The organism is Novosphingobium capsulatum NBRC 12533 (assembly GCF_001598375.1).
GTDB classification, from domain to species: Bacteria; Pseudomonadota; Alphaproteobacteria; order Sphingomonadales; family Sphingomonadaceae; genus Novosphingobium; species Novosphingobium capsulatum.
In genome coordinates this window covers 37,561-62,691 of sequence record NZ_BCYV01000014.1, presented here as the reverse complement: position 1 = coordinate 62,691, position 25,131 = coordinate 37,561, and the positions used below count along the sequence as shown (strand labels likewise).

At 66.8% G+C, this 25,131-nt stretch carries 24 protein-coding genes; 7 read left to right on the top strand and 17 right to left on the bottom strand.

The genetic code is table 11. From position 1 onward, the window contains the following. Window positions 1-25: 25 nt before the first annotated feature. Complete coding sequence (locus SCA01S_RS13915; RefSeq protein ID WP_062786543.1) at window positions 26-787, bottom strand: SDR family NAD(P)-dependent oxidoreductase; 762 nt, start codon at window positions 785-787, stop codon at window positions 26-28. Between the two features lie 151 nt (window positions 788-938). On the opposite strand from SCA01S_RS13915, the gene SCA01S_RS13910 reads away from it, so the two are divergent. Both SCA01S_RS13910 and SCA01S_RS13905 read left to right on the top strand, forming a co-directional pair. Continuing rightward, window positions 939-1,736: an SDR family NAD(P)-dependent oxidoreductase gene (locus tag SCA01S_RS13910; protein ID WP_062786540.1), complete on the top strand. Its 798-nt coding sequence runs from the start codon at window positions 939-941 to the stop codon at window positions 1,734-1,736. A gap of 56 nt (window positions 1,737-1,792) precedes the next feature. Further along, on the top strand, window positions 1,793-2,923 hold the full coding sequence (locus tag SCA01S_RS13905) for an AI-2E family transporter (RefSeq protein WP_062786538.1): 1,131 nt from the start codon (window positions 1,793-1,795) through the stop codon (window positions 2,921-2,923). Here the strand turns inward: SCA01S_RS13905 and SCA01S_RS13900 are convergent. Further along, window positions 2,889-4,547 (bottom strand): AMP-binding protein, encoded by a 1,659-nt coding sequence (locus tag SCA01S_RS13900; protein WP_245652620.1) that lies wholly within the window; start codon window positions 4,545-4,547, stop codon window positions 2,889-2,891. The genes SCA01S_RS13905 and SCA01S_RS13900 overlap by 35 nt on opposite strands. A gap of 164 nt (window positions 4,548-4,711) precedes the next feature. Here SCA01S_RS13900 and SCA01S_RS13895 point away from each other — a divergent pair, with 164 nt between their 5' ends. From SCA01S_RS13895 to SCA01S_RS13885, 3 genes are read left to right on the top strand one after another with little or no spacing between them, the layout of a single operon-like run. Continuing rightward, on the top strand, window positions 4,712-5,905 hold the full coding sequence (locus SCA01S_RS13895) for an aromatic ring-hydroxylating oxygenase subunit alpha (protein ID WP_062786535.1): 1,194 nt from the start codon (window positions 4,712-4,714) through the stop codon (window positions 5,903-5,905). A gap of 13 nt (window positions 5,906-5,918) precedes the next feature. Next, complete coding sequence (locus tag SCA01S_RS13890; RefSeq protein ID WP_062786533.1) at window positions 5,919-7,256, top strand: aromatic ring-hydroxylating oxygenase subunit alpha; 1,338 nt, start codon at window positions 5,919-5,921, stop codon at window positions 7,254-7,256. Then, window positions 7,253-7,702 (top strand): nuclear transport factor 2 family protein, encoded by a 450-nt coding sequence (locus SCA01S_RS13885; protein WP_062786530.1) that lies wholly within the window; start codon window positions 7,253-7,255, stop codon window positions 7,700-7,702. Before SCA01S_RS13890 ends, SCA01S_RS13885 begins: the two co-directional genes overlap by 4 nt. Window positions 7,703-7,872: 170 nt before the next feature. On the opposite strand, the gene SCA01S_RS13880 is transcribed toward SCA01S_RS13885, so the two are convergent. The 11 genes from SCA01S_RS13880 to SCA01S_RS13835 form a co-directional block, all read right to left on the bottom strand. Then, window positions 7,873-8,400: a c-type cytochrome gene (locus SCA01S_RS13880; protein WP_157088981.1), complete on the bottom strand. Its 528-nt coding sequence runs from the start codon at window positions 8,398-8,400 to the stop codon at window positions 7,873-7,875. A gap of 261 nt (window positions 8,401-8,661) precedes the next feature. Then, window positions 8,662-9,774, bottom strand: a complete 1,113-nt coding sequence (gene pufC / locus SCA01S_RS13875) for a photosynthetic reaction center cytochrome PufC (protein ID WP_062786524.1) — start codon at window positions 9,772-9,774, stop codon at window positions 8,662-8,664. Beyond that, window positions 9,771-10,745: a photosynthetic reaction center subunit M gene (gene pufM / locus SCA01S_RS13870; protein WP_062786811.1), complete on the bottom strand. Its 975-nt coding sequence runs from the start codon at window positions 10,743-10,745 to the stop codon at window positions 9,771-9,773. Before pufM ends, pufC begins: the two co-directional genes overlap by 4 nt. A gap of 14 nt (window positions 10,746-10,759) precedes the next feature. Beyond that, window positions 10,760-11,584 (bottom strand): photosynthetic reaction center subunit L, encoded by an 825-nt coding sequence (gene pufL / locus SCA01S_RS13865; protein ID WP_054131572.1) that lies wholly within the window; start codon window positions 11,582-11,584, stop codon window positions 10,760-10,762. A 118-nt stretch (window positions 11,585-11,702) separates the two neighbouring features. Continuing rightward, complete coding sequence (gene pufA / locus SCA01S_RS13860) at window positions 11,703-11,888, bottom strand: light-harvesting antenna LH1, alpha subunit (protein ID WP_022677061.1); 186 nt, start codon at window positions 11,886-11,888, stop codon at window positions 11,703-11,705. 79 nt (window positions 11,889-11,967) lie between these two features. Further along, complete coding sequence (gene pufB / locus SCA01S_RS21865; protein ID WP_022677062.1) at window positions 11,968-12,123, bottom strand: light-harvesting antenna LH1, beta subunit; 156 nt, start codon at window positions 12,121-12,123, stop codon at window positions 11,968-11,970. Window positions 12,124-12,262: 139 nt separating this feature from the next. Further along, the gene (gene bchZ / locus SCA01S_RS13855; protein ID WP_022677063.1) at window positions 12,263-13,723 is read right to left on the bottom strand and encodes a chlorophyllide a reductase subunit Z; all 1,461 of its coding nucleotides are present in this window, start codon (window positions 13,721-13,723) and stop codon (window positions 12,263-12,265) included. Then, window positions 13,720-15,264: a chlorophyllide a reductase subunit Y gene (gene bchY, locus SCA01S_RS13850; protein WP_062786521.1), complete on the bottom strand. Its 1,545-nt coding sequence runs from the start codon at window positions 15,262-15,264 to the stop codon at window positions 13,720-13,722. The genes bchZ and bchY overlap by 4 nt, the downstream gene beginning before the upstream one ends. Then, window positions 15,251-16,237 (bottom strand): chlorophyllide a reductase iron protein subunit X, encoded by a 987-nt coding sequence (locus SCA01S_RS13845; RefSeq protein WP_062786519.1) that lies wholly within the window; start codon window positions 16,235-16,237, stop codon window positions 15,251-15,253. Before SCA01S_RS13845 ends, bchY begins: the two co-directional genes overlap by 14 nt. Beyond that, complete coding sequence (gene bchC, locus SCA01S_RS13840) at window positions 16,234-17,193, bottom strand: chlorophyll synthesis pathway protein BchC (protein WP_062786517.1); 960 nt, start codon at window positions 17,191-17,193, stop codon at window positions 16,234-16,236. Before bchC ends, SCA01S_RS13845 begins: the two co-directional genes overlap by 4 nt. Before the next feature lie 125 nt (window positions 17,194-17,318). Continuing rightward, window positions 17,319-18,458, bottom strand: a complete 1,140-nt coding sequence (locus SCA01S_RS13835; protein ID WP_062786809.1) for a methyltransferase — start codon at window positions 18,456-18,458, stop codon at window positions 17,319-17,321. A gap of 90 nt (window positions 18,459-18,548) precedes the next feature. On the opposite strand from SCA01S_RS13835, the gene crtD reads away from it, so the two are divergent. Then, window positions 18,549-20,105, top strand: coding sequence for a 1-hydroxycarotenoid 3,4-desaturase CrtD (gene crtD, locus SCA01S_RS13830; protein ID WP_062786514.1), 1,557 nt, complete (start codon window positions 18,549-18,551; stop codon window positions 20,103-20,105). After that, window positions 20,039-20,944, top strand: a complete 906-nt coding sequence (locus SCA01S_RS13825) for a carotenoid 1,2-hydratase family protein (protein WP_084391024.1) — start codon at window positions 20,039-20,041, stop codon at window positions 20,942-20,944. Before crtD ends, SCA01S_RS13825 begins: the two co-directional genes overlap by 67 nt. A gap of 326 nt (window positions 20,945-21,270) precedes the next feature. Here the strand turns inward: SCA01S_RS13825 and SCA01S_RS13820 are convergent, their stop codons facing one another. From SCA01S_RS13820 to bchI, 4 genes are read right to left on the bottom strand one after another with little or no spacing between them, the layout of a single operon-like run. Then, on the bottom strand, window positions 21,271-21,450 hold the full coding sequence (locus SCA01S_RS13820) for a hypothetical protein (protein WP_062786511.1): 180 nt from the start codon (window positions 21,448-21,450) through the stop codon (window positions 21,271-21,273). Then, window positions 21,447-22,340 (bottom strand): alpha/beta fold hydrolase BchO, encoded by an 894-nt coding sequence (gene bchO, locus SCA01S_RS13815; RefSeq protein ID WP_062786509.1) that lies wholly within the window; start codon window positions 22,338-22,340, stop codon window positions 21,447-21,449. The genes SCA01S_RS13820 and bchO overlap by 4 nt, the downstream gene beginning before the upstream one ends. Next, window positions 22,337-24,046, bottom strand: a complete 1,710-nt coding sequence (locus tag SCA01S_RS13810; protein ID WP_062786506.1) for a magnesium chelatase subunit D — start codon at window positions 24,044-24,046, stop codon at window positions 22,337-22,339. Before SCA01S_RS13810 ends, bchO begins: the two co-directional genes overlap by 4 nt. Continuing rightward, entirely contained in the window at window positions 24,043-25,038 is a 996-nt protein-coding gene (gene bchI / locus SCA01S_RS13805) for a magnesium chelatase ATPase subunit I (RefSeq protein ID WP_062786503.1), read from the bottom strand. The genes SCA01S_RS13810 and bchI overlap by 4 nt, the downstream gene beginning before the upstream one ends. Between the last annotated feature and the right edge of the window lie 93 nt (window positions 25,039-25,131).

Below are 25,131 nucleotides of genomic sequence, written 5' to 3'. Positions count from 1 at the left end.
CCCAAACGGCACAATCTCCAAAACCTCAGAACTGTACGCGCTTGGTATAGCCGCCATCGATCACCACATTGGTTCCCGTGGTGAAAGACGATGCCGGGCTAGCCAGGAACACCACGGTGCGCGCCACTTCTTCGGGCCCGCCCCAGCGGCCCAGCACGAACTGCGCCTGCGTTGCGGCATAGAGTTCGGGCATGACGCCCTCGATCGCTTCCCAGTTGCCGCCGGGAAAACGGATCGGGCCCGGTGACACGCTGTTGACGCGAATGCCCTTGGCGCCCAGCGCCTGGCTCAACTGCCCGGCATGCACCAGCAGCGCGCCCTTGAGCGCGTTATAGCCCTGCGGCACGATGAAGGTTTCCACGCCGGCCGTGCTGGCCGTGACCACGATGCTGCCCTCGCCCGAGGCGGCCAGCGCGTCTTCCAGCACCTCCACCCCGATGGCCAGGCCCATGATGTCGTAATCCAGGCTTTTCTGCCAATCGCCCGTCGCGCCCGCGCCGCTGGTGGAGATCATCGGCACGAAGATATCGCATCCGCCCAGCGCGTCGCGCGCCTGCATCAGCCACGCGCGATAGGCATCGTGGCCGCTTTCCATGTCGAATGCGCTGCCAAATACCTTGCCGCCATGCACGGCCAGCGCGGCGGCGGTTTCTACCACCTGTTCGGCATTGCGCGAACAGAACGCGACATCGGCGCCTTCGGCGGCGAACAGCTCTACCGTGGCGCGTCCGATGCCCCGGCTGCCGCCGGTGAGGATCACCTTTTTCCCCTTGAGTCCCAGATCCATGTTCTCGTTCCTTTCGGACGCGCACGCCGCGCCATGATAGCAGGATCAGACTGGCGCATCGCCCCGGCCGCACTCCACTGCCCTTTTGGAGAGGAATGGCCCGCCTGCGCCTGTGTTAGCAAGCGGGGATAACGCCATGCGGGAGAGAGCGATGGGCAGGTTGGACGGCAAGCGCGCCGTGGTTCTGGGCGCGAGCAGCGAAGGCAACATGGGCCAGCACATCGCCCGCCGCTTTCTGGACGAAGGCGCACAGGTTCTGGTTGCCGGGCGCAAGGAAAGCGTGCTCGCCGATTTTGCCAGCGCCCATGCATGCCACTGGGCGGCGTGCGACATCACCAGCCCGGATAGCCTGGCCACCATGGCCGATGCGGCGGTTGGCGCGATGGGCGGGGTGGATATTGCCGTCAACGCCACGGGCTGGGGCCTGCTCAAGCCGTTCCTCGATACCACGCGCGACGAACTCGATACCATCACCGCGCTGCAATACATCGGCCCGTTCCAGTTCTACCAGGCGATGATCCGCAAGATGGCGCGCAGCATGGGCGGCCGCGGCGGCAGCCTGATCCAGATCAGCAGCGCCACGGCCACGATCATGCTCAACGATCACGCCGCCTACATGGGCACCAAGGCCGGCACCGACCACGTGGTGCGCTGCGTCGCGCACGAATTTGGTGAGGAAGGCATCCGCGCCAATTCGATCTCGCCGGGCCTCACCGAAACGCCGATGACCGCGCAGGCCAAGGCCGTGCCCGGCCTGTTCGACAGCTTCCTGGCGGGCTATCCGCTGGGCCGCATCGGCACGAGCGACGATATCGCCGCCGCCGCCGTGTTCCTGGCCAGCGACGAATGCTTCATGACCGGGGAAAACCTCCAGGTAAACGGCGGCCTTACCTTGCGGCGCAACCCCACCCGCGTGGAAATGGCCGCGGCCATGGCCAAGGGCGGCTGAAAAAGACCGCCCGCTGCCATCTGGTTTCGCTCGGTGTGCTGCGCTAGGCAGGCCTGATGCAAGCAAGCCATGATGACGACGCGCCCGGAACCTGGACCGCGCAAGGGGCCAACCACGCCACGCGGGCGCAACGGATAACCGGTGTCGTTGCCATCGTGCTGCTGGCGCTGGCTGGCCTGTGGACCTTGCGGATGTTCCTGCCCGCGCTGGGCTGGGGCGTCATCCTGGCGGTCTCGCTTTGGCCGCTCCACGTTACAGCGGCGCAGCGCTGGCCACGCGGGCAGAAGCTGGTCTTGCCTGCGGTGTTCACCCTGCTGGTGCTGCTGGTGTTTGTCATCCCGCTGGTCATGGTCGCCGCCGCCGTGGCGCACGACAGCATGGCCGTGACGCAGTGGCTGGCGCAGGCCCATGCCCAGGGCGTGCCGGTGCCCGATTTCGTGGCGCACCTGCCCTATGGCGATCACCTGGTCGCCTGGTGGCAGCAGACCCTGGCCACGCCCGAGGCGATCGATCGCCTGTCGATGCAGGCACACAAGCTGCATTTTACGTCGGGCGAAAAGATCCTGGGCCTGGTCGCGCATCGCGTGCTGCTGGTCAGCTTCATGCTGCTGACGCTGTTCTTCCTGATGCGCGATGGCGCGCGTGTGGCCCATGCCTTGCGCATCGGCACGCGCCGCGCCTTTGGCGAACTGGGCCTGCGCGTGGCCGATCAGGCGGTGCTGGCGGTGCGCGGCACGGTCAATGGCCTGATCATCATCGGCTTTGGCGAAGGCGTGTTGATGGGCCTGGCCTATGGCTTTGCCGGAGTGGACCATGCCGCGCTACTCGGCCTGCTCACCGCACTGCTGTCGGCCATTCCGCTCGGCGCGGTGGCGGCGGTGGTCCTCGCCGCTGCCCTGCTCGCCGCGGCCGGAAAGGCGGCGGCAGCGGTCATCGTGCTGGTCTTTGGCAGCGTGGTGATCTTCGTGGCCGATCACTTCGTGCGCCCGGTGTTCATCGGCGGGGCCACGCGGCTGCCGTTCCTGTGGGTGCTGCTGGCCATCCTGGGCGGGATCGAAACCTGGGGGCTGATCGGGCTGGTGATCGGGCCGGCGCTGATCGCCGTGCTGATGCTGCTGTGGCGCGAATGGGTTGGCGCGCACCAGGGCCCGCTCAACCCGGCGCCGGAAGCGTCTCTGCCGCAATGATCTGCGCGATCTGCGCGCGCAGCTGATCCTTGCGCACCTTGCCCGCCGCCGTGCGCGGCAGGGCCGCGATCATTTCAAAGCGTTCGGGAATCTTCTGCCGGGCAAGGCCACTGGCCGCCACATGCGCGGCCAGATCGGCCGCCGCCACAGCGCCCCGCGCCACGATGAACGCGCAGACCCCCTCGCCCAGCCGGGCATGGGGCATGGCCACCACCGCGCAATCGGCCACGGCCGGATGCGTGGCCAGCACCTGCTCGATCTCGGTCGCGGAAATGTTTTCGCCGCCGCGAATGATCAGGTCTTTCTTGCGCCCGGTAACGGTGATGGCGCCGGCGGCGTCGCGCACGCCCAGGTCTCCGGTGCGGAAAAAGCCCTGCGCGTCGATCGCCTTGGCGGTTTCGGCAGGATCAGTATAGCCGATCATCATCGCCGGCCCGCGCGCGAGGATTTCGCCCTCGCGCCCATCGGGCAGATCGTGGCCGGCTTCATCGACGATGCGCACGGCATAGTCCACGATGCGCCCATCGGTCTGCGCCGCGCGCGCAGGATCATCGGGCCAGCCGAAGCTGACCAGCGGCACTTCGGAACTGCCGAACACGCGAAACGGCGCGCAGCGGGCAAAGGCTGATCGCGCCTCACGGATCACCTCGGGCGCGACGGCCGCGCCGCCACAAGCAAAGAAACGGAACGTTGGCAGGGTTTCCCCCGCCGCGCGCGCGGCAGCGGCCAGTTCCACCAGGAACGGCGTGGCCGCCACCGTGCCAACCACGCCATGCCGCGCGATCAGGACGAGCGCCTCCTGCGCGTTCCAGCTTTCCATCAGCACCGTGCAGGTGCCCATCACCAGCGGCATTTCCAGGCCATTGGCAAAGCCCGACACATGCGTGACCGGCGATGGCATCAGCACCGCCGCGCACGGTTTCAACCCCCAGAACGTGCCGCTCTGGCCGATGACCCGGCCCAGCGTGGCATGGCTGTGCAGCACGCCCTTGGGCCGCCCCGTGGTGCCCGAGGTATAGAGCACCATCTTCACCGCCATGGGATCGACCACCACCCGTGCATCGGGCAGGCTGCGCCCGGCCGCCACCAGGCTGGCAAGATCGTCAGGCCCCTCGCCGCGCACGGTGAACACATGCGTCAGCGCGGGCAGATCGGCCTGCACCCGGGCGGCCATGGCAGCGTGGTCCACCTTGCGGAACACCGTGGGCACGAACAGCGCGCGGGCCGCGCCATCGCCCAGCATCATGCGCATTTCGGCATCGCGATAGATCGGTACGATCGGGTTGACCACCAGCCCGGCGACCACGCAGGCCAGGTTGAGCACCGCCGCTTCGCGCCAGTTGGGCAACTGGAACGCCACGACGTCGCCCGGCACCAGGCCCCGGGCGCGCAGCGAAGCGGCCAGCGCCTGGGCATCGGCCCACAGCGCCGCAAACGTCAGCACGCCGGCATCATCGATGATGCACGGATCATCGGGCCGCGTAGCCGCCAGATCGGCAGCGCGATCGGCTATCGTCTGATGCGGCCACAGCCCGTCGCTCACGAATGGCGCCTGGTGCGCGGCCGGAACGGCGGGCCAGGATCGGGCAGGTTCACGCGCTGATTCGCCGCTGTCGTTCATCATCCTCGTCGCCTTGCCCGTTTTGCGCTTGTTCGCTGCAAAGCGGGCGCCTGTCCACTTGGCCAAAATGCGAGGAACCTGTCACCTGTCCCAGCTTGGCAAGGCGATCTGCCTGCGGCAGCTTTGGCCATTAGCGACACAAGCAAAACAGGCAGGAGAGGCCGCAGATGAGCAATGAACGGGCCGAGCGGCGCCAGCGGATCGGCGATATTGCCGAGATCATGCTGGATTACGTCGAGCACAACAGCACCTACCAGGCCCAGCAGGTGGCGCGCGTGCGCACGGCCACCTATACCGATCCCGATCAGTGGAAGGCAGAGATGGAACTGGTGTTCCGCCGCGTGCCGCTGATGCTGGCCTTCACCGCCGAACTGCCCGAGCCGGGCAACTACAAGGCGATGGACGCGATGGGCCTGCCCGTGCTGATCGTGCGCGACAAGGCAGGAGAGGTGCGCGCGTTCCTCAACGTCTGCTCGCATCGCGGCGCGCCGGTCGCTTCCGAAGGGCACGGCAAGTGCGCCCGCTTCACCTGCAAGTACCACGGCTGGACCTATGGCCAGGATGGCAAGCTGCTGGGCGTGTCGGAAAGCGCCAACTTTGGCGATGTCGACAAGGCCGGCCTCGCCCTGCGCGCGCTGCCGTGCGAGGAACGCGCGGGCATGATCTTCGTGGCGCTCACGCCCAATGCCCCGCTCGATCTCGATGACTATTTCCAGGGCTTCCTTGAAGACTTCGAGAATGTCGGCTTTGCCGACTGGGCCTATCTCGGCAGCCGCACGATCGAGGGCGCCAACTGGAAGATCGCGTTCGACGGCTATCTCGAAGGCTATCACTTCGCCTCGCTGCACCCCGCCACGATCGAACCGCGCACGCCATCGAACCGCATGTTCTACGAAGGGTTCGGCCCCTCGATGCGCATCGGCTTTCCCCAGCACCGCATTGCCGAGGCGCTGAAAGACGTGCCGCGCGAGGATTGGGGCGACCAGGAAAACAACGGCTTTGATTTCGTGCGCATCCTGTTCCCCAATGTCTCGGCGTTCCTCGCGCCCGAAATTACCCAGGTGGCCCAGCTGTTCCCCGGGCCGACGCCCGATCGCAACCGCACCGTGCTGCACTACCTGCGGCGCGAGCCGATCCGCGACGAGGCCGATCGCGCCGCGGTGGAGCAGATTATCAACTTCTTCCGCGATGTGACCTATCAGGAAGACTATGTGATCGGCATGGAAATCCAGAAAGGCCTGGAAAGCGGCGCGCACGACAACCTGGTGTTCGGCCGCAACGAACGCGGCAACCAGTATTTCCACGAATGGCTCAACTGGTATCTGCAGGATGATGCCACCCTGCCCAAGCCGGTAATGTGAGAGGGCGGCGAGCATGACAGTCCAGGACAACAAATCGCGCTATTCGCCCGATTTCGACATGCCGGTGCGCGGCGACACGATCACAGCCGATCGCTATATCTCGCGCGACTGGATGGACAAGGAAGGGCAGAATCTGTGGCCCAAGGTGTGGCACCTGGGCGGAATGCTGGCCGAACTGGAGGAGGAAGGCGACTTCATCCGCCACGATTTCGGCAAGGATTCGATCCTGATGATCGCCCAGGCCGATGGCAGCGTGCGCGCGTTCTACAACAGCTGCCCGCATCGCGGAAACCGCCTGGTGCTGGGCGATGCCGGCTCGCTGCCGCGCATCACCTGCGGCTATCACGGCTGGCAGTTCACTCCCGATGGCCTGCTCGCCAAAGTGCAGGACCCGGATGATTTTGCCGGCGGCAACCCCTGCGGCAAAGTGCACCTGTCGGAACTGCGCTGCGAAACCTGGGGCCCGTTCGTGTTCTGGTGCATGGATGATGACGTGCCGCCACTGGCGCAGTGGATGGCGCCCTTGCAGGAACGCCTCGCCAACTATGGCCTGGATAACTGGGTGCGCGTGCTCAAGCTGTCGTGCGACGCGGAATTCAACTGGAAGGTGATCCGCGACAATTTCAACGAAAGCTACCACCTCCCCACGATCCATCCCGAACTGGCCACGTTCATCAACGACGGCCTGCCCACCACGGTCTTCGAGATGTATCCCAGCGGCCACAACGCGATGTGGATGATCGGCCACCAGGCCACCACGCGGGTGGACTATCACAGCGCCGAAGTGCCTGCCCCGCTCGATGATATCGCCCGCGCCTGGGGCATCGATCCGGCCGATTATCAGGGCCGCACCGGCGAAATCCGCGCCGCCGTGATCGCCGCCAAGCGCAAGCTGGGGCCAGAGCGCGGCTATACCATGTACGAAGACATGACCGACCAGCAACTGGTGGACTATTTCCACTGCACGCTGTTTCCCAATCTCACGCTCACCATGTCGCCCGAACAGATGCAGGTGCTGCGCACCGAGCCGCATCCCACCGACCCGGAAAAATGCGTGTTCCAGCATTGGTGCCTCTATCCCCCGGTCAAGGGCATGAAAGAGGTGGTCACCCCGATCGGCACCGTGCCGCTGCGCCACGATGCCGTGGCACGGCACAGCCGCTATGGCGATGGCGTCTCGCTGGGCTTTGTCGCCGATCAGGATCTCTCGATCGGCACCACGCAGCAACAAGGCCTCAATTCGCGCGGCTTCAAGGGCTGTATCCTGCCCGGCCAGGAAAAGCGCATCCAGCGCTTCCACGAACTGCTCAACGATTACGTGGCCAGCAAGGGCCCGGTGCAACCGGCATGACCTATCCCCCGCCGCCCTGCCCCGCAGACGTGCGCCAGGCCCTTGCTGATCTCGTCACCGCCTATGCCATGGCGGTGGACGATATCGGCAATGCGGCCGGCGTTGCCGCGCTGTTCGCGCCCGATGGCTGCTATGACCTGACCAGCCTGGGCATGGACCGGATCGTCGGGCGTGCAGGCATCCAGGGGTTCTTCGAAGCCGCCTTTGACACCATGGCCAGCAACGCCCACTTTGTCGGCAACGTGGCACTCGGCGCCTATGACGCCGCCGCCAACACCGCCCAGGTCACGGCCTATGGCCACGCCTTCAGCCTGGGCACCGATGGCGCGCTACTGGAAGTCAAAGCCCGCTACGCCTTCGACCTTGCCCAGCACGAGGGCACCTGGCGCATCGCGCGCCTGGGCATGACCATGCTGCTGCCCCCGGTCCACACCCCGGCGCCCTGAACACGATCCTCCCCGCCCAGCGGGGAGGTGGCAGCCCGCAGGGCTGACGGAGGGGCGCGGTCTCGAACATCGCAGAGCAGGACGGCACGCTGTCCTCCACCCACACACAAAGACGCGAAGAACACCGCAGTGCCTTCGCGCCTTTGTACAAATCGCAATAGCGTCTGTGATCAGGTCGGGTTCTTCAAATAGGCGATCACGTCTGCGCGGTCCTGGCCCTTGGGCAGGCCGGGGAACGTCATCTTGGTGCCCGGCACCACGCGCTGCGGCTTTTCCAGGTACTGGAACAGCTTTTCGGCGGTCCAGGTGATGCCGCTGCTCTTGTTGGCGTTGGAGTAGGCAAACCCGGCGATCGAGCCAGCCTTGCGACCCACCACGCCCGCCAGCGAGGGGCCGATCATGTTCTTGCCCGGTTCGGCCGAGTGGCAGGCCTGGCACTGCGCAAAGATCTGCTTGCCGTGCACCGGATCGGCGGTGAACGATGCCAGCGTGGTGTGATCGAGCGTATCGGTGGAATCAGCCGCCGGCGCGGGCGTGCTGGCGGCTGCGGCCGGGGTCATCGATGCCGCTGCAGCGGCCGTCGTGGTTTCGCTGGCAGCTGGCGTCTGTTCCGCTGCCGATTTGCTGCCACCACCGCCGCACGCGGCAAGCAAAAGCGTGGCGGTGCCCAATGCAAGAGTGTGGACCTTGGATATCATCTGCATCCTCCGTTATGTTTTATGAGGCTGCGCGTCACACGGGACGGCGGGAAACTAGAACGTGTCCGATAGTGCCACGCAATACGGCCGTTAGGGCGAAAACATACCTAAGCCAGGGTGCGGCAACAGCAGGCAGTCCGTGCCAATCGTCCCGCATTTTCCAATACTTCCCTGGCGCGGTAACGGCTGGCCCCCCGAACCGTTCCCGAATGCTCCATCGCGTTGCGCATTACGGCGGATGGCTGTTTTGCGGCATCGCGCCTACCCCTGCGGTGTGGCCGCCCCACGCGCCGGAGCAGCCGAGGCGACGGGCTGGGTGGGCGTTGGCGCCTGCAACGGCGTGGGGAACGTGGCGGGCACCGTTGCATTGCCCGGCGCACCCCACAGGGCGTGGTAATCCTTTGCCATGGGATAGCCACCCATCGGCTTGTTCTTGCCCTGGTGGCAGGTAGCGCAGCTGACCTTGAACGGATCGCCCATCGGCCCCTTGCGATAGGCCGGGAAGGCACTGGTGAGCGAGCCGATATACTGCCCGTTGGTTTCGCGCACCATGCGGATGCCGTACCAGGCCTTGGCCCGCTTGGGCGTGCTGATCGGCCAGGCACCAAACGCCTGGGCATTGTGGCAGAACGTGCAGTTTACCCCCAGCGCCTTGGACACGTGGATCATCACGGCATAGGAATTTTCGGTCTGCATCACGCTGGTCTTGTCAGCCGGCGAAGGATGCGCGGCCGTGGCTTGGACGCGGATATTCTGGTCCTTTTTCGGGTCGCCGGTCAGATAGAGCGCCAGCGAGGCATCGGGCAGCGACGAAAATCCCGTGGCGGCGATCGGGTCGTCCTGGCCATGGCGGTTGCCGATGATGCCGCTGGGTGGCGCGGGCGGCATGGTCCAGTGGTTGGTCGGCACGGCCTGGCCACGGTGGCAGGTCCAGCAGGTCACCCCGGTCTGGGCCACGTGCGATTGCCAGTTGTGGTTGATGTTGCGCGTCATCTGCAACATGCGCCGCGCAACCACCTTGGTATAGAGTTCGTCAGACGCCATGTTGTTGGGATTGTGGCAATAGTTGCAGCCTTCCTTGGGCGCCACCCAGGCGGTCATCACGGCCATGGTATAGCTCAGCTGCTCGGCGGATTCATCGCCCAGCACCTGCAGGTTCTGGAACTGCTCCTTGGCGCGCGGCCCGTCGGTGGATGGCGGGTCATAGGGCGGCGGCGGCACCTCGTCCTTGGCCATGGCCACTTTCTTGACCGTGACCTGGTCCATGCCGGTGCCGCGATAGCCGTTCTGGCCCGAAACCTTGTGGGAAAGTTCGCAGCCCCCCAGGGACAGCGCGGCAAGCGCCGCCAGGGCAATAGCGGTGATCCGTCTCATTTCCCCGTGCTCCCCAAGGTGGCGGGGTCAATCACCCCGGTTGCGGGATAGTGCGGCGCATAGCCGTGCTGCTGTGCCCACAGATACCAGTTGTCCACCACGGTGCCGGTCAGCAGGATGCCGATGCCCCCGGTCAGCGTGGTCAGCACGGCAAACCACCAGGCCCAGCGATGGATCGATTCCATCGTGGCGTTGAAACCCATAGTCCAGCGCCAGAACAGCGCGGCGCGTTCCGATGCGGTGCCGCGATCGGTGATCTGCTCGATCTCGCGCTCGCCGCCATAGCGGCCGACAGCCAGGATCGTCGCGCCGTGCATGGCAAACAGCAGGGTGGAGCCATAGAGGAACGCGATCGAGAAGCAGTGGAACGGGTTGTAGAACAGGTTTCCATAGCGGATCGAGAACGCAGCGGTCCAATCCAGGTGCGGAAAGATGCCGAACGGCACGCTTTCGGCCCAGCTGCCCATGAAGAACGGGCGGATGAAGCCCAGCACCAAAAACAGCCAGATCGCGCTGAGGAAGGCCCAGGCGACATGCGTGCCCATGCCGAGCGCGCGGGCGCGGGTATAGGTGCGCACCCACCACAGCATGACCGAGGTGGTCAGGCAAAAACCGGCGATGATCCACCACCCGCCCTTGGCCAGCGGCACGAACGGGGAAAAGCCATATTGCGGGCCGGGCGGCTCCAGCGACAGCCACGGCAGCAGGCGCACGAACTGGATCGGGTTCCAGTTGACCGAGGCCAGCATGTTGAGACCGATGATCTCGAACGCGGTAAACCCGAAGATCAGCGCGAAAATGCCGGTCCAGCCGAGGTAGATCGGGCCGATCTGCGCCTGGCCGACCAGGCCGAGGAGGTGGACGAAGCCGCCCTGCCCGATGCGCTCCTCGCTGCCCGGTGGCAGGGCCACGCCCATTTCCGGTTCGCCGCGCAATTGCACTTGGGTGAATATGTTCTGGTAGGTCGTCATCGCACGGTGCTCCTTCACGACCAGATCGGCAGGTTGAGCCACCAGGTCCACCACTCGGGCCAACCGCGCGTCCACAACGGGCCGCTGATGACTATGCACACCGCGCTCCAGAACCCGGCGTTGAGCGCCAGCAACAGGCCCAGGCGGTGAATGCCCAGCGTGCCGATCGAATAGCCGATAAGATCGCGGAAGAAGGTGTCTTCGTATTCCGGTGATTTGACCTCGCCACCCTTGGGCGGGTTGACGGCCGAGAGCACCAGCGCGCCATGCAGCGCCAGCGCCAGCGTGGTGGTGAAGAAGAACGACACCGCCAGCATGTGCGCCGGGTTATAGTGGAAGTGCAGGTACTGGTATCCGGTGTTCGACACCCAATCGAGGTGGCTGAAGATCCCATAGGGAAAGCCCCAGTGCCACGCGCCCAGCAGGACCGGACGGATCACCACCAGCGTGAAATAGGCAAAGATCGCCATGCCAAAGGCCACCGGCACATGATAGCCCATGCCCAGCTTGCGGCAGATTTCCACCTCGCGCAGCGCCCATGACACGAACGAGACCAGCGCGCAGACCGTGATGATCTGCCAGAAGCCGCCTTCCTTGAGCGGCGCCAGCGCCAGGCCATATTTGAGATCGGGCGGCGCGATCGAAATCAGCCAGGGATTCCAGGTCGGGCCTTGTGATGCGGAATAGAAAATAAGCGCCGTGCCCAGCGAGGCGAAGATCGCCGTTACCACGCCGAAAAAGCCGACGTAGAACGGGCCCACCCAGAAATCGAACAGGTCGCCACCGATCAAGGTGCCGCCACGCACGCGATATTTTCGTTCGAAACTCAGGAGTGCCATGGCCATCCCCCTCTCCGCCTGGATGCGGCGGCTGTTGTGTTCAGATGCCAGTTTTTTCAGGCGTCAGCGCCCATGAGGCGGCGGTCGGGATCGCCGCCGCCTCTCGCACGGGCTTGCGTCAGCTGGCCGGTTTTGCGGCAGCGGCGGCATGCGCGGCGCCCTGCGCCGAGTTGGGGCCGTCGAGCCAGTTGTAGGTGTCGGTGCTGAGCAGGATGAAGTGAATGATCAGTGCCAGCACGAGCAGAAAGCCGAACAGGGCAACCAATGTCCTGCGCGGATCGAAAATCAGCCAAAGTCTCCACATGGGTTTTATCCTTGTGCAAGAGTGTTGGCCCTCGCCCCATCAGGCCCCCTTGGCCCGATATCGCGAGGGAGTGGGCGGCTTACAGCCAGGGCTTCCACATCCAGACCAGGACGTGTGCAACCACGGCCACGCCGGTGAAGCCCAGGAAGCTGCTCATGAACAGCTTGTGGAACTCCTTGGCTTCCTCGGGCGTGAGATACGTTCTCAGCCCAAAGCGATCGTCACGATCACTCATAGCCCAATCTCCTTTCGTTGGTGGTGTGCGAGAGGCGAAACGACCTCTTCGGGTATCCTCGCGGCGCCCGAATGCACCGTGAGAATGGCTGGGCCGGGCTGCACGCGGCAGGCTTCCGGGCGGATGGAACGGGCGCGGGTCATGCGACCTGCGCCTCAAGCAGGGCATCGGCCAGCCGATCGGCCGATACGCGGTCTTCGCCATGGCGGCGGGCGGCGCGCTCGGCGCCATCGCGCAGGCGCTTGGCCGCCGAAATGCGGATCAGCACGGGCTGCGCTGCCACCACCTCGTCCAGCCGCGTCTTGGCATCGTCATCCCACGGCAATTCGCGCCACGCCGCTTCGCCGACCCCGCGCGCGGGCGTGGGCTCTACCTTGTCCATTTCGGTCGCCAGCGGCAGGATGTGGAAAAGCGCGTCGAACAGCGCGTTGCACACTTCCTGCACCAAATAGGTCGCGCCGGAATAGCCCATGAACGGCGTGCCGGTGTGGCGCCGGATCGCCGCGCCGGGGAAACTGGCCGGGATATAGATCCCGCGCCCGCCACGCTCGGCATTATACATGCGCTCGTTGTAGCTACCGAAAAGCACCAGCGGCGGATTGGCATGGATCGCCGCGCGCACGTCCTCGTTGCGCGGCTTGACCCCGGCGCTGCGCGCAAAGGCAAAGTTGCACGGCAGGCCCATGTCGTCTTCCAGGAACCGCCGGATGCCACGGGCATAGGTTTCGTTGGCCACGATGCCAAAGCTGGCGGTGGCAAAGAAATCCTGCGTCACCGAGCGCCACAGATCCCACAAGGGCTTGATCGTGGTATGCTTTTCCCGCTCGATGAACGGTTCGGGATCAAGCCCCAGTTCCGCACCAAGCGCGCGCAGGAACAAGGTGGTGCTGTCCAGCCCGATCGGCGCCTGGAAATAGGGCCGCTCCAGCGTCTCACACAGGCCCCGGCCAAATTCGCGATAGAGGCACACGTTGGCCTGCGCATCGGCCAGCTTGCGAATATCAGCCAGGTGGCACCCCAGCGGGAACACCACGTTGACCTGCGCGCCGATTCCCTCGATCAGGCGGCGCACCTCGTGCAGGTCGCTCGCCATGTTGAACATGCCGTAAGACGGGCCGATGATGTTGACGCGGGGCTTTTCCCCTTCGCGCAGCGGCCGGGCGGCGGGCACGCCCTTGGGGCCAAATTCCTTCCACAGCCAGCCCAGCGCGCGATCGGCGCTCTGCCACTGGTCCTCGTCGATGGTGCGCGGCAGGAAGCGCTTGATATTGGTGCCTTCGGGCGTCACCCCGCCGCCGATCATCTCGGCGATGGAGCCGGTGACGACCACCGCCGGCAGATCGGGATCGAGCGTTTTCCACGCCCGCTTCATCGCCCCTTCGGTGCCGGTCTTGCCCAGCTCCTCTTCGCCCAGGCCCGTGACCACGATCGGCAGCTCGTGCGGGGGCAGGCCATCGGTATAATGCAGCACCGATGTCACCGGCAGGTTTTCGCAGCCCACCGGCCCGTCGATGATCACCTGCAGACCCTTGACCGCGGTAAAGACGTAGACCGCCCCCCAATAGCCGCCGGCGCGATCGTGATCGAGAACCAGCGTCATGATCCCACCGCCTCGGCCGCCTTGCGCGCGGCTTCGTTCAGGGCGGCGTATTTCTTCTTGAACTGCGGCCGGTCCTGCGGGGTATCTTCCCACACGCCCGCGCCCGGCCCGCTGCCCACGCCATCGAAAAAGGCGCGCATGCGATCAAAGCGTGGCTTGTTGGCCATCGCCGCGTTGACCACCTGTGCCAGGCTGCCCGCGCCGGCCACACCCATCAGCGGGCGGGCGGAAATCAGGTTGGTGAAATAGAGCGCGGGAATCGCGCGCTGCTTGGCATGCTGCACCACCGGCGTGGTGCCGATGGCCAGGTCGGGGCCAAATTCCTCGACAGCGGCAATATCCTGCTCAAGACTGGCGCGATAGTTCACACGCACGCCGCGCGCCTCCAGCCAGGCGCGGTCAGCCTCGCCGGCCGCCGTCGCCGGGCAGGCCGTGCCGACATAGGGCACATCGGCGCCGCTTTCGATCAACAGCCGCGCCACCAGCAGTTCCGAGCCTTCATAGCCGGTCAAGGTGACGCGGCCCTTGATCGGATTGGCCGCCAGCGCGCCGCCGATCGCGGGCAGGAAACGGTTCTTGGCTGCATCGATACGGTCCTGCGCCACGCCGCAGGCCGCGCCGATCGCATCAAGCCAGCTGGCCGTGCCTTCCACCCCCACCGGGGCAGAGCCGACGATGCCGCGCCCGGCGGCGGAAAATTCGCGCATGCTGGCGGTGTAGAATGGATGGATCGCCGCCACCGCCGCACAATCGAGCGCGGCATAAAGCTCGCGCCATTCGCGCGTGGGCACCACCGGCCCGGCGGCCAGGCCCAGCGGCTCCAGCATCATGCCGATCCCCACCGGATCGGCCGGGAACATCTCGCCCAGCAAAGTGACCGTCGGGCGATCGGGCTTGACCCGGGGCGCTGCCACCGGGCCTTGCTCGGCCTCTGCCCGCGCATAGGCCAGCATGGCGCCGGCGAGCACATCCTTTGCCTCGGCATGGGTGGGAATGCCAAAGCCGGGCACGTCGATGCCGATGATGCGCACGCCGTTGATCTGCTTTTTCAGCAGGCGCAGCGGCACGCCGCTGGCCGTGGGCACGCACAGGTTGGTCACCACGATGGCGTCATAGAGCGCCGGATCGGCCAGCCCTTCCACCGCGTCCTTGATATCCTCGAACAGCTTGCCGGTGACGAGCGTTTCGGAATTGAACGGGACATAGCCCACCGTCCGCCGCGCGCCGTAAAAGTGCGAGGTAAACGTCAGGCCATAGACACAGCAGGCCGAGCCCGACAGCACCGTGGCGGTGCGGCGCATGCGCAGCCCGACGCGCAGCGACCCGAACGCCGGGCACATGCTTTGCGGCTGATCGTGCGGCCCCACCGGATAATCGGCGGCATAGCGTTCCAGCAGCGCGCTGCCCTGGGCCTGGTCGGTCGCCGCGCGCAGCACGCCGGCATCGGCATGGCAGCCCCCGCCGCTGGCCGGCGGCGGATCGAGCGCGATGCGGTCTGCCTGGCGCGCGGCCGGCGGCGCGGGTGCGTCAAGCCTCGTCATAGATCACCTCGAGCGAGGGCTTCTGGACAAAGCTGGCGCCGCGCATATCGGCCTGGGTGGCGGGCCGCAGCACCACATCGCCGCCCACTTGCTCGGGCGAAAACAGGCCGAGCAGGCCATCCTGGTCGAGCGGGCGCGGCTGCTGCGCGGGCGCGGTGGCAACGTTGACCGCCAGGTCTTCGAACAGGCTGCCCCACTGGCCATCGGGCCGGCCGATGATCTGGTAATTGGCCGACTTGCGGCGAATGTCTTCGTCGGCGGGAATGGCGCACAACACCGGGATGCCCACGGCATCGGCAAAGGCAGCGGCCTCTCCGGTGCCGTCATCCTTGTTGACGATCATGCCGGCCACGCCAACATTGCCGCCCATCTTGCGGAAGTATTCCACCGCCTTGCACACGTTATTGGCAACGTAGAGCGATTGCAGGTCGTTGGAGCCGACCACGATCACCTTCTGGCACATATCGCGTGCAATCGGCAGGCCGAACCCGCCGCAGACCACGTCGCCCAGGAAATCGAGCAGGACATAGTCGAACCCCCAATCATGGAAGCCCAGCTTTTCCAGCAGTTCGAAGCCATGGATGATGCCGCGCCCGCCGCAGCCACGGCCCACTTCCGGCCCGCCCAGTTCCATCGCAAACACGCCATCGCGCTGGAAACACACGTCTTCGATACGTACTTCTTCGCCCGCCAGCTTCTTGGCGGCAGAGGTTTCGATGATCGTAGGGCAGCTGCGCCCGCCAAACAGCAGGCTGGTGGTATCAGACTTGGGATCGCACCCGATCAGCAGCACGCGCTTGCCCTGCTGCGCCATCATGTAGCTGAGGTTGGACAGGGCAAAGCTCTTGCCCGATCCGCCCTTGCCATAGATGGCAATCACCTGGGTCTGCTTGGTTACCTCGCCCGTGTGCGGGGCATCGGGCTCGATCGCGGCTTCGGCGCGCAGGGCATCGGCAGTGTTCAGCAAGGTCATGCGCAAGCGCTCCAATCGAGAACCATCTTGAGGCAGTCGGCGGCGAGGAAGGTTTCGGGATAGGCGTCCTTGGCCTCGGTCGCCGGGCGCATGTGGCTGACCAGGCCAGCCAGGCTGCACGCCCCGCTGTCGATCAGGCCGCGCGCCGCCACCAGATCGGCTGGCTGCCATTCGGCGGCGATGCGAAAGCGCGCCTCGCGCCGGAATGCGGGGGCAAAGTCAAAGCTGGGACGGTTGGCATAGAACCCGGCCATCACCACTTCGCCGCCGTGGCGCAGCCGGGCGATCAGCTGATCCAAGCAATCGGCATTGCCGCTCGCGTCATAGATCGTGGCGTAATCGTGCCGATCGTCGTCCTTGGGCGCGATCACGCGATAGCCGCTGACGCCCTCGCGCCGCACCGCGTTGCGTTCCCACACCGTGGGCGCAGGCGCGCCCATGGCGATGGTCAGCCGCGCCAGCAGGCGCCCCAGCGTGCCATGCCCGATGATGAGATCGGGCGCCGCGCCGCCTTGCAGCGCATGCAGCGCCGTGGCCGCCAAGGCAAACAGCACGCCATCGGCGCCCAGCGACTCGGCCACGGGAAAGGCCCGTGCCGAGGGAATGATCACGCGCTGCGCCGTGCCGCCAAACAGCGCCCGCGCATCGGCATAACAGGCCGCGCCCGGCACAAAGACCCAGTCGCCAATGCGCCCCTGCGCCTCGGCCCCGGCGTCGACAATGCGGCCCAGCGACTCATACCCAGGCACCAGCGGATAGCCCATGCCGGGAAAGACCGGCATTTCGCCCGACCACAGCAGCTTTTCGGTGCCCGTGCTGATGCCGCTCCAGCGGATGTCGACCACCACGTCGCTCGGGCCAAGAACGGCGCCGTTGCCGGCGACCGAACTGGTCAACGTCAGCTTGCGTAGCGCAATGCACCTGGGTGCTTCGAGTATGACGGCCAGCGCATCCATGCCCCGGTCCTTCTCCCAACGGTCGGTCAGACCCCGTCGCGTTCACCCGAAAGCGGGTACGTTCCGGCAAGGATCACCATACGCCAACCTTGACATACGTCAATCTATCTTGACGTTTTTAAGTGTCATCCAAACGCGACAACCACACTGACAACCACGGGATATGCCGTGCGATGGCGCCGCCACCCCGCAAATCCGGCCTTTTTGAGCAGCGCGCCATATTCAGCCGCGCTGCGCGGGCGCCCGGCATTCATCGCCCAGAGATAAAATCCGAAGTAGGCATCACCCATCGCGGCCGCGCCCGGCGTCTTGGCCATCGGCTCTGCCACCACGAGTCGCCCGCCCGAAACCAGCGCCTGGCGCGCGGCGCGCAGCAGGGCCAGGCAGGCATCATCATCGTGATCGTGCAGCACCCGCACCAGCGTGATGCAATCATGGCCCGGCGGAATCGGATCGCGAAAGAAATCGCCGCCATGCAACGCGATGCGCCCGCGCATCGCCGCTGCATCCAGCCAGGCGCCGGCGCCGGCCACCACCGGCGGCAGATCGAACACCGCCACCTCCAGCGCCGGACAGGCCTTTGCCACCGCGCTGGCAAAGGCGCCATGGCCACCGCCGAGATCGAGCAACCGCCGATGCCGGGCAAAGGGATAGGCCGCCAGCGCCTGCTGCGCGACCATCGCCTGCGAAGCCGCCATGAGCGCGGAATAGGATGCCGCCTCGTGTTCGCTGGCATCCTGGGCATAGTGCCAGAACGACGAAAGCGCGGTGGGCATGGCCCGGTCGCGCAGCAGCAGCGCCACGGGATCGGCCAGATCGGCATAGAGCAGCGCATGATGGCGCACCATCGCGATCGCGCCGGGATTGGCCTGCAGGGCGGCGCCCTGTTGCCCCAGCATCCACCACCCCGGTGCCACTTCCTCGGCCAGGTCGAGCGCAGCCGCCGCGCGCACCAGGCGCAACGCGGCCTGGGGCGAAAGGCCGCTGGCCAGCGCCACGTCATCTGCACTGCACGGCCCGCGACGCAAGAGATCAAGCAGCCCAACCCGCACCGCCGCCATCAGCACCTGCGAATAACAGAAGCCCGCCACCAGATCGAACGCCTGCGCCGCGCGGCGGCGTGACACGATCGCAATCCCTGGCAGCCGCGCCGCCCAGAACTGGAAGCGCGGGCTGGCCAGCACCCCGTTGCGCCACGCCGTCCACCGTCGACGCCAAGGCGCCACGGCAGACGGCGGGTCCAATTGGTCTGGAATAGTGGACATTTCCATATGTCTATTTTAATGGACATCATTGGTGTAAAGATCAATTCCTATTCCCGAGGGTGATTCCTTTCGCAAAGGGGCACGACGCGCATGGCGGCACGGGTTGCGATCATCGGCGCAGGCATTGGCGGGCTGGCAGCGGCCGCGCTGCTCGCCGCGCGCGGCCTGGCGGTGACCGTGATCGAAAAGGCCGGGCATCCGGGCGGCAAGGCGCGGCAACTGGCCGTCGATGGCGTGGGCATCGATGCCGGCCCCACCGTGTTCACCCTGCGCGATGTGTTTGCCGATATCTTCCACGATTGCGGCGCTGACCTGACCGATCATGTCACGATCCGCCGCGCCCAGGTGCTCGCCCGCCATGCCTGGGACGGGGACGGTCAGCTCGATCTCCATGCCGATCCCGCGCGCAGCGAGGAAGCGATCGGCGATTTTGCCGGGGCTGCGGCAGCAGCTGGCTTTCGCGCCTTCCGGGCAGAGGCGGCGCGCATCCACGGCATTCTCGATGCCACCATGCTGCGCGGATCAAAGCTCGCCTGGCCGCCCTCGCTGATGTGGCGCATCGGGCTGTGGCGGGTGGGCGATCTCCTCGCCATCCGCCCTTATGAAAGCCTGTGGAAGGTCTTGGGCGAGCACTTTGCCGATCAACGGCTGCGTCAGCTTTTCGCGCGCTATTCCACCTATTGCGGCTCCTCGCCCTTTGCCACGCCGGCCACACTGATGCTGATCGCCCATGTCGAGGCGCAGGGCGTGTGGCTGATCGATGGCGGCATCAGCGCCCTGGCCCAGGCCTTGATGAACCTGGCGCAGCGCCATGGCGCGCAGTTCCGTTTTGGCACCGGTGCGGCCATGCTGGAAACGCACAATGGCCGCGCCTCGGGCGTGGTGCTGGCCAATGGCGAGCATGTGCCGGCCGATGCCGTGATCACCAATGCCGATCCCGAAGCGCTTGCTGCCGGGCGCCTTGGCCCGATCGGCGCCATGGCGGTCAGCAGCCACGGCGTGCGTCACCGCTCGCTTTCGGCCATGGTCTGGCTCGCCCATGCGCAGACCAGCGGCTTCCCCCTGCAACGGCACAACGTGCTGTTCTCGCCCGATTACCCGCGCGAATTCAGCGATATTCGCGGCGGCCACCCGCCCAGCGATCCCAGCGTCTATGCCTGCGCGCAGGATCGCGATGGCACCACTGCGCAGGCCGGCGGGCGCGAGCGCCTGCAGATCATCGTCAATGCCCCGGCCAACGGCGACAGCCACGCCTATAGCGAAAAGGAGAGGGACCAATGCACCTTGGCCATGCGCAAGACGCTGCGCCGCTGCGGGCTGGAGCTGGAAACGGATTGTCCCCGCATCCTGCTGACGCCGAACGAGTTCGAGACCTTTTTGCCCTCGACCGGCGGAGCGATCTATGGACGGGCCTCGCACGGCTGGGCGGCGTCATTCCTGCGGCAGGGCACGCGGACCCGGATCCCTGGGCTCTATTGCGCGGGTGGAAGCACCCACCCCGGAGCGGGGGTGCCGATGGCCGCCTTGTCGGCACGGCTGGCGAGCCGGGCGGTGCTGCAAGACCTCGCTTCGATGCGGCGATTCCACCCGGTGGCTATGGCTGGTGGTATGTCGATGCCATCAGCCAGTGCGGGCGCCACGGGCTGACGATCATCGCCTTCATCGGCAGCGTGTTTTCCCCCTATTACAAGAAAAGCGGCCGGGGCACGCCCTTGGATCACTGCGCGCTCAACGTCGCGCTCTATGGCCCCGGGGCGCGCTGGACAATGACCGAGCGCGGACGCGGCGCCGTTCGCCGCGATGCCGATTGCCTGCAGATCGGCCCCAGTGCCATGCGCTGGACCGGCGACGCGCTGGAAATCGAGATCGAGGAAATGGACAAGCGCGTCGGCGTGCCATGGCAGCGCCGCGTGGCCGGGCGCGTGCGCGTCATTCCCGAGGCGATGAACGCCAAGGCCTTCGCGCTCGACCCCCAAGGGCGGCACCGCTGGCACTGCCTCGCCCCGCGCGCGCGGATCGAGGTGACGATGCAGCAGCCAGGGTTGGCCTGGCAGGGCAGCGCCTATCTCGATTCCAATTTCGGCAGCGAGGCGCTGGAACAGGGCTTTCGCGTGTGGCACTGGTCTCGCGCCCATGGCCGCCACGGCTCTTTCGTATTCTACGAAGGCATCCGCCGCGACGGCCGCCCCTTTGCCAGCGCCCTGCGCTTTGCCGCCGATGGCACCCCGCACGAAGAGGCCGAACTGCCACCCGTGGCGCCCCTGCCCAACACGTTATGGCAAATGGAACGCAAGACCCGCGCCGATCGCGGCCACGCCAGCGTGGTCCGCACCTGGGAAGACGCCCCCTTCTATTCCCGCTCCACCTTGCGCTCCACGCTGCTGGGCGAACCGGTCGTCTCGGTCCAGGAAAGCCTCGACATGGATCGCTTCTCCTCGCCGATCGTGCAATTCATGCTCCCCTATCGCATTCCACGGGTGGTTTAGGCCGGGGTTGAGTCATGGCGCCGATTGAGACCGCGATATTGGATGGACAGCGCATTCTTTGACGGCGCGGTTTGGCGTTCCAGCGATGAATTCAAGGATAGCGCAAGTTATCAAGCTGGACCCCGGATCAAGTCCGGGGTGACGATGAATTATATCTCTGTTTATTCGTCACCCCGGACTTGATCCGGGGTCCAGCTGTTCTTCTGACGCAACGCGCGCACGTCTACGACGGGCAGTGCCGAACATAATTTGGTTCGCGCAGAGGCGCAGAGGCGCGGAGATTCAGATTTTCTCGGCGCCTCTGCGCCTCTGCGCGAAATCTTTGCTCAAACAGCCGGCGGCGCCCCATCATCGCTGGCATCCGCCCGCTCCTGCTCGGCCTTGCGCGCACGGTCGTGGCGGATTTCGCGGTTGACTGACCACAGCTGCCACACGCCAAAGCCGATGGCGATCGTGGCGGTAAAGACGATTTCCACCCAGCCGAAATGCTGGCTCCAGCCGCTCATCCCACTCTCTCCCGCTGTTGCCGGGCATGGGCGTGGATCAAGGCCGCGACCAGGTCGGGCCGCTCCTCATGCGCCAGATGGCCCAGCCCAGGCAGTACCTCCAGCCGTGCATGGGGCAGCAGGGCGGCGGCCTTTTCCACCGATGCCAGCGGCACGGCCACGTCGCCGCGCGCATGCACCAGTTGCACCGGCGCGGTGATCGCCGGCAAAGTGCGGCTCAGGGTATCGAGATCCCAGCTGGCCATCATTTCCATCGCCCCGGCGCAATGGCCGGCATTGCCGAGCAGCGCGGCATAGCAGCGCAGGCCCTGGGCATCGAGGGCAGAGCCGGTGGCGCGGCGCAGAAAGCGTTCCGGCTCTCCCGGCAGGCGGGCAATCCCCGCCAGCATGCGCGGCACCAGCGGGTTGACGAACAGCATACGCGCCAGCGAGGGAAACAGCTGCGCGGCCAGGCCCGGAAAGGGCATCAGCGCGGGGTTGAGGCCCACCACCGGCACGCCATCCCCCCGCCCATGCACCAGTTGCAGCGCAATCGCCGCGCCGGCCGAATGGCCCACCACCACCGCCGGCACCTGGCCCAGCGCACGCAGCAGCTCATCCACCGCCCGCGCCATCGCCACCAGTGTCAGCCCGCCTTGCGGCCGCCCCCGGGTAAAGCCATGGCCGGGCAGATCGGGCGCCACTACGGTATAATCGCGCGCCAGCAGCGGCATGACATCGCGCCAGCTGTGCGTGGCCGCTCCCGTGCCGTGCAGCAGCAGCGCCACTGGACCCGCGCCATCGCCCATCTGCTGCACATGCCAGGTCAGCCCAGGCGTTTCGACAAAGCGGCTGGCAGCGCGATGCGGCCAGTTCCGGCCCTCCACGGCCCAGCGCGGCCCGCTGCTCATGCCCGCGCCCGGCGTAGCGCCGGCTCTGGCGGGGTGGCCTGGGCCACAGCGGCATGCAGCGCGCGCGCATCGGCGCAGGGAAGCGGCAGATAGCGCGCGCGCATCGCCTGGGCCAGGGCCGCTGCCTCCGGCCGGGGACGCGCGGCGATATCGATCACCACGGCATCGTGGCCGGCCACGGCAATAGCGCGGGCCGCGCGCTGCGCATCATCCTGCGCGCGGGCACGGCCGCGCGCACCATCGAGCGCGATATTGGCGCTGCCATCGGTCATGAACACCAGGATCGGCGTGCCACCGCGCGCGGCCACCGCCTCTGCCAGCTGGCGCGCCAGGACCAGTCCATGCGCCAGCGGGCTGCCGCCGCCGCCGGGCAGCGCGGCCAACGCGCGCTTGGCGCGGGTGAGCGAGCGGGTCGGCGGCAAAAGCACCTCTGCCCCCTCGCCGCGAAACGCCAAGACCGCCACTTCCGCGCGCTTGACATAGGCCTGCGCCAGGATCAGCTCGGCCGCGCCCTTGGCCTCGGCCAGGCGCGCCATCGCGGTAGAGCCAGAGGCATCGACGCAGAACACCGTCACGGTGGTGCGCCGCTCTTCAAACCGGCGCACGCGCAGATCGTCGCGGCGAAAGCGGATCGGCCCCGCGCCATCCGGCGCGGGATCGCGCTGGCGCAGCGGTTGCCAGGGGATGGCCGCGCGCAGGCTGTCAATCAGGGCCAGGCGCGCCCCGCCACCGGGCATGCCAGGCCGCGCGCCCAGCGGCCGGCCACGCCGGCCCGATCGCAAGCGCTGCCCCGAGCCACCGCCGCCACCGGTCTTGGCCCGACCCGCCTGCCCGGCAGCAATACGATCGAGCACGTCGCGCGGGATCGCCGCGCGCGCCGCGTCGATCACCAGGTCTTCGGGAATCTCCGACCCCTCGCCTTCCTGCTCGCCATCGCGCGTGTCCCGCTCCTGCTCGGGCGGTATATCGGGCGGGGCATCAGGGGGTGGCGCGCTGTCGGGCGGCACTTGCGTCGCGCGGGGCGAGAGCACCAACCGCGCCGCCAGCGCCACATCCTCTGCGTCCACCGCTGCGTGCGCCGCCAGCGCGGCATGGGCCTGCGCCACGGCGGCGGCCTGCAACAGCGGCCGCATCGAGGCGATGCCCAGCGCCTGCGCCGCCACCGCGAGCGCGGCCAGCATGGCGTTATCCGCGGGTGGAACAGGCGTTGCCGCCAGAGCGTGCGGCAGTGGCATTGCCAGGTCCGCCAGCCGCAGCCCATCCAGCGTAATGTCGAAGGCAATGCGTTCCATCAGCGCGGCGGGCGGGCGCGGTTCGTCCGCTGTGCCATCGTCCAGCAAAACCAGGATCGGCCCGCCCGCATCATCCATCGCCTGCGCCACGCGGCCGGCAATATCGGCACGCAGGCCCTGGGCCATCGGCACCACCAGAACTCCGCCGCGCGCCGCCGCCAGCAGGCCGCGCTGGTGCACCAGCGTGCCGCTGGCCAGGCTCGCGGCGATATCGGTGCCGCCGCACAGCCGTTCTTCGTCGATATGGCCGGGCAGGCGGTGCCACGCCGTCCCAGGCGGCAACAGCGCAGCCAGCGCCTGCGTCACCAGATCGCGCGCCGGGCCGCCGCCGCGCAGGCACATTCCGCCAAGCGCCGCAGGATTATGGGCCAGCAGGCGCGCTGCCATGAGCGCATCTGCCAGCCCGCCGCTCATGATAAGTGTTCAGCCAGCGCGCGCTCGATCCGCGCGCTCGATCCGCTTTCGTCCAGCACATCGCGGCGCAGGCGATGGCGCAACGCGAGCGGCGCCACTGCCACCAGATGCTCGCGCCGCACCAGCTTGGCGCCCTTGAGCGCAGCCAGCGCGCGGCTGGCGCGCATCAGCGTCAATTCCCCGCGCAGGCCATCCACGCCCAGTTCGCTGCACAACAGCGCGGCATCGGTCATCACCGCATCGGGCACGGTGATCCGCGCCAGCCGCCGCTGCCCGCGCGCGATCTGTTGCAATACCTTGTCATCCTCTTGCGCCCATTGCGCCGCAAACGCCGCCGCATCGGCATCGTGGGCGGCGCAGCGGCGCATGATCTCCACCCGCGTATCGATCGCGCGCGGCGTGCGCACCTCCACCGACAGGCCAAAGCGATCGAGCAGTTGCGGGCGCAGTTCGCCCTCTTCGGGATTGCCGCTGCCGATCAGCACAAAGCGCGCGGCATGGCGCACCGACAGCCCTTCGCGCTCCACCACGTTCTGGCCCGATGCCGCCACGTCGAGCAGCAGGTCGACGAGGTGATCCTCCAGCAGGTTGATCTCGTCGATATAAAGGAACCCGCGATGCGCGCGCGCCAGCAGGCCGGGTTCATAGACCCGCTCGCCCGTGCGCAGCGCGCGTTCCAGGTCGAGCGCGCCGAGCAGCCGGTCTTCGGTCGCGCCCAATGGCAGATCGACGAACGGCACCGCCTGGCGCACGGTCTTGCCACCGGTGCACGGTCCGGGGCACTGGCCCGGCGTTTCGCAGCCAAAGCGGCAGCCCTCCACCACCATGATCGGCGGCAGCAGCGCCGCGAGCGCGCGTGCGGCGGTGGATTTGCCCGTGCCGCGATCGCCAAACACCATGACTCCGCCGATCGCCGGATCGACCGCCGCAATCAGCAGCGCCAGCTTCATCTCGTCCTGGCCGACGATCGCAGAGAAAGGGAAGCGGGACATATGTCCAACACTCTGGACATCAATGAGTGTAAGAACAAGCAAAATCGCCATGCTTGCAACGCCCATCTGCGCGGGACGAGATTTGTGCCGAAA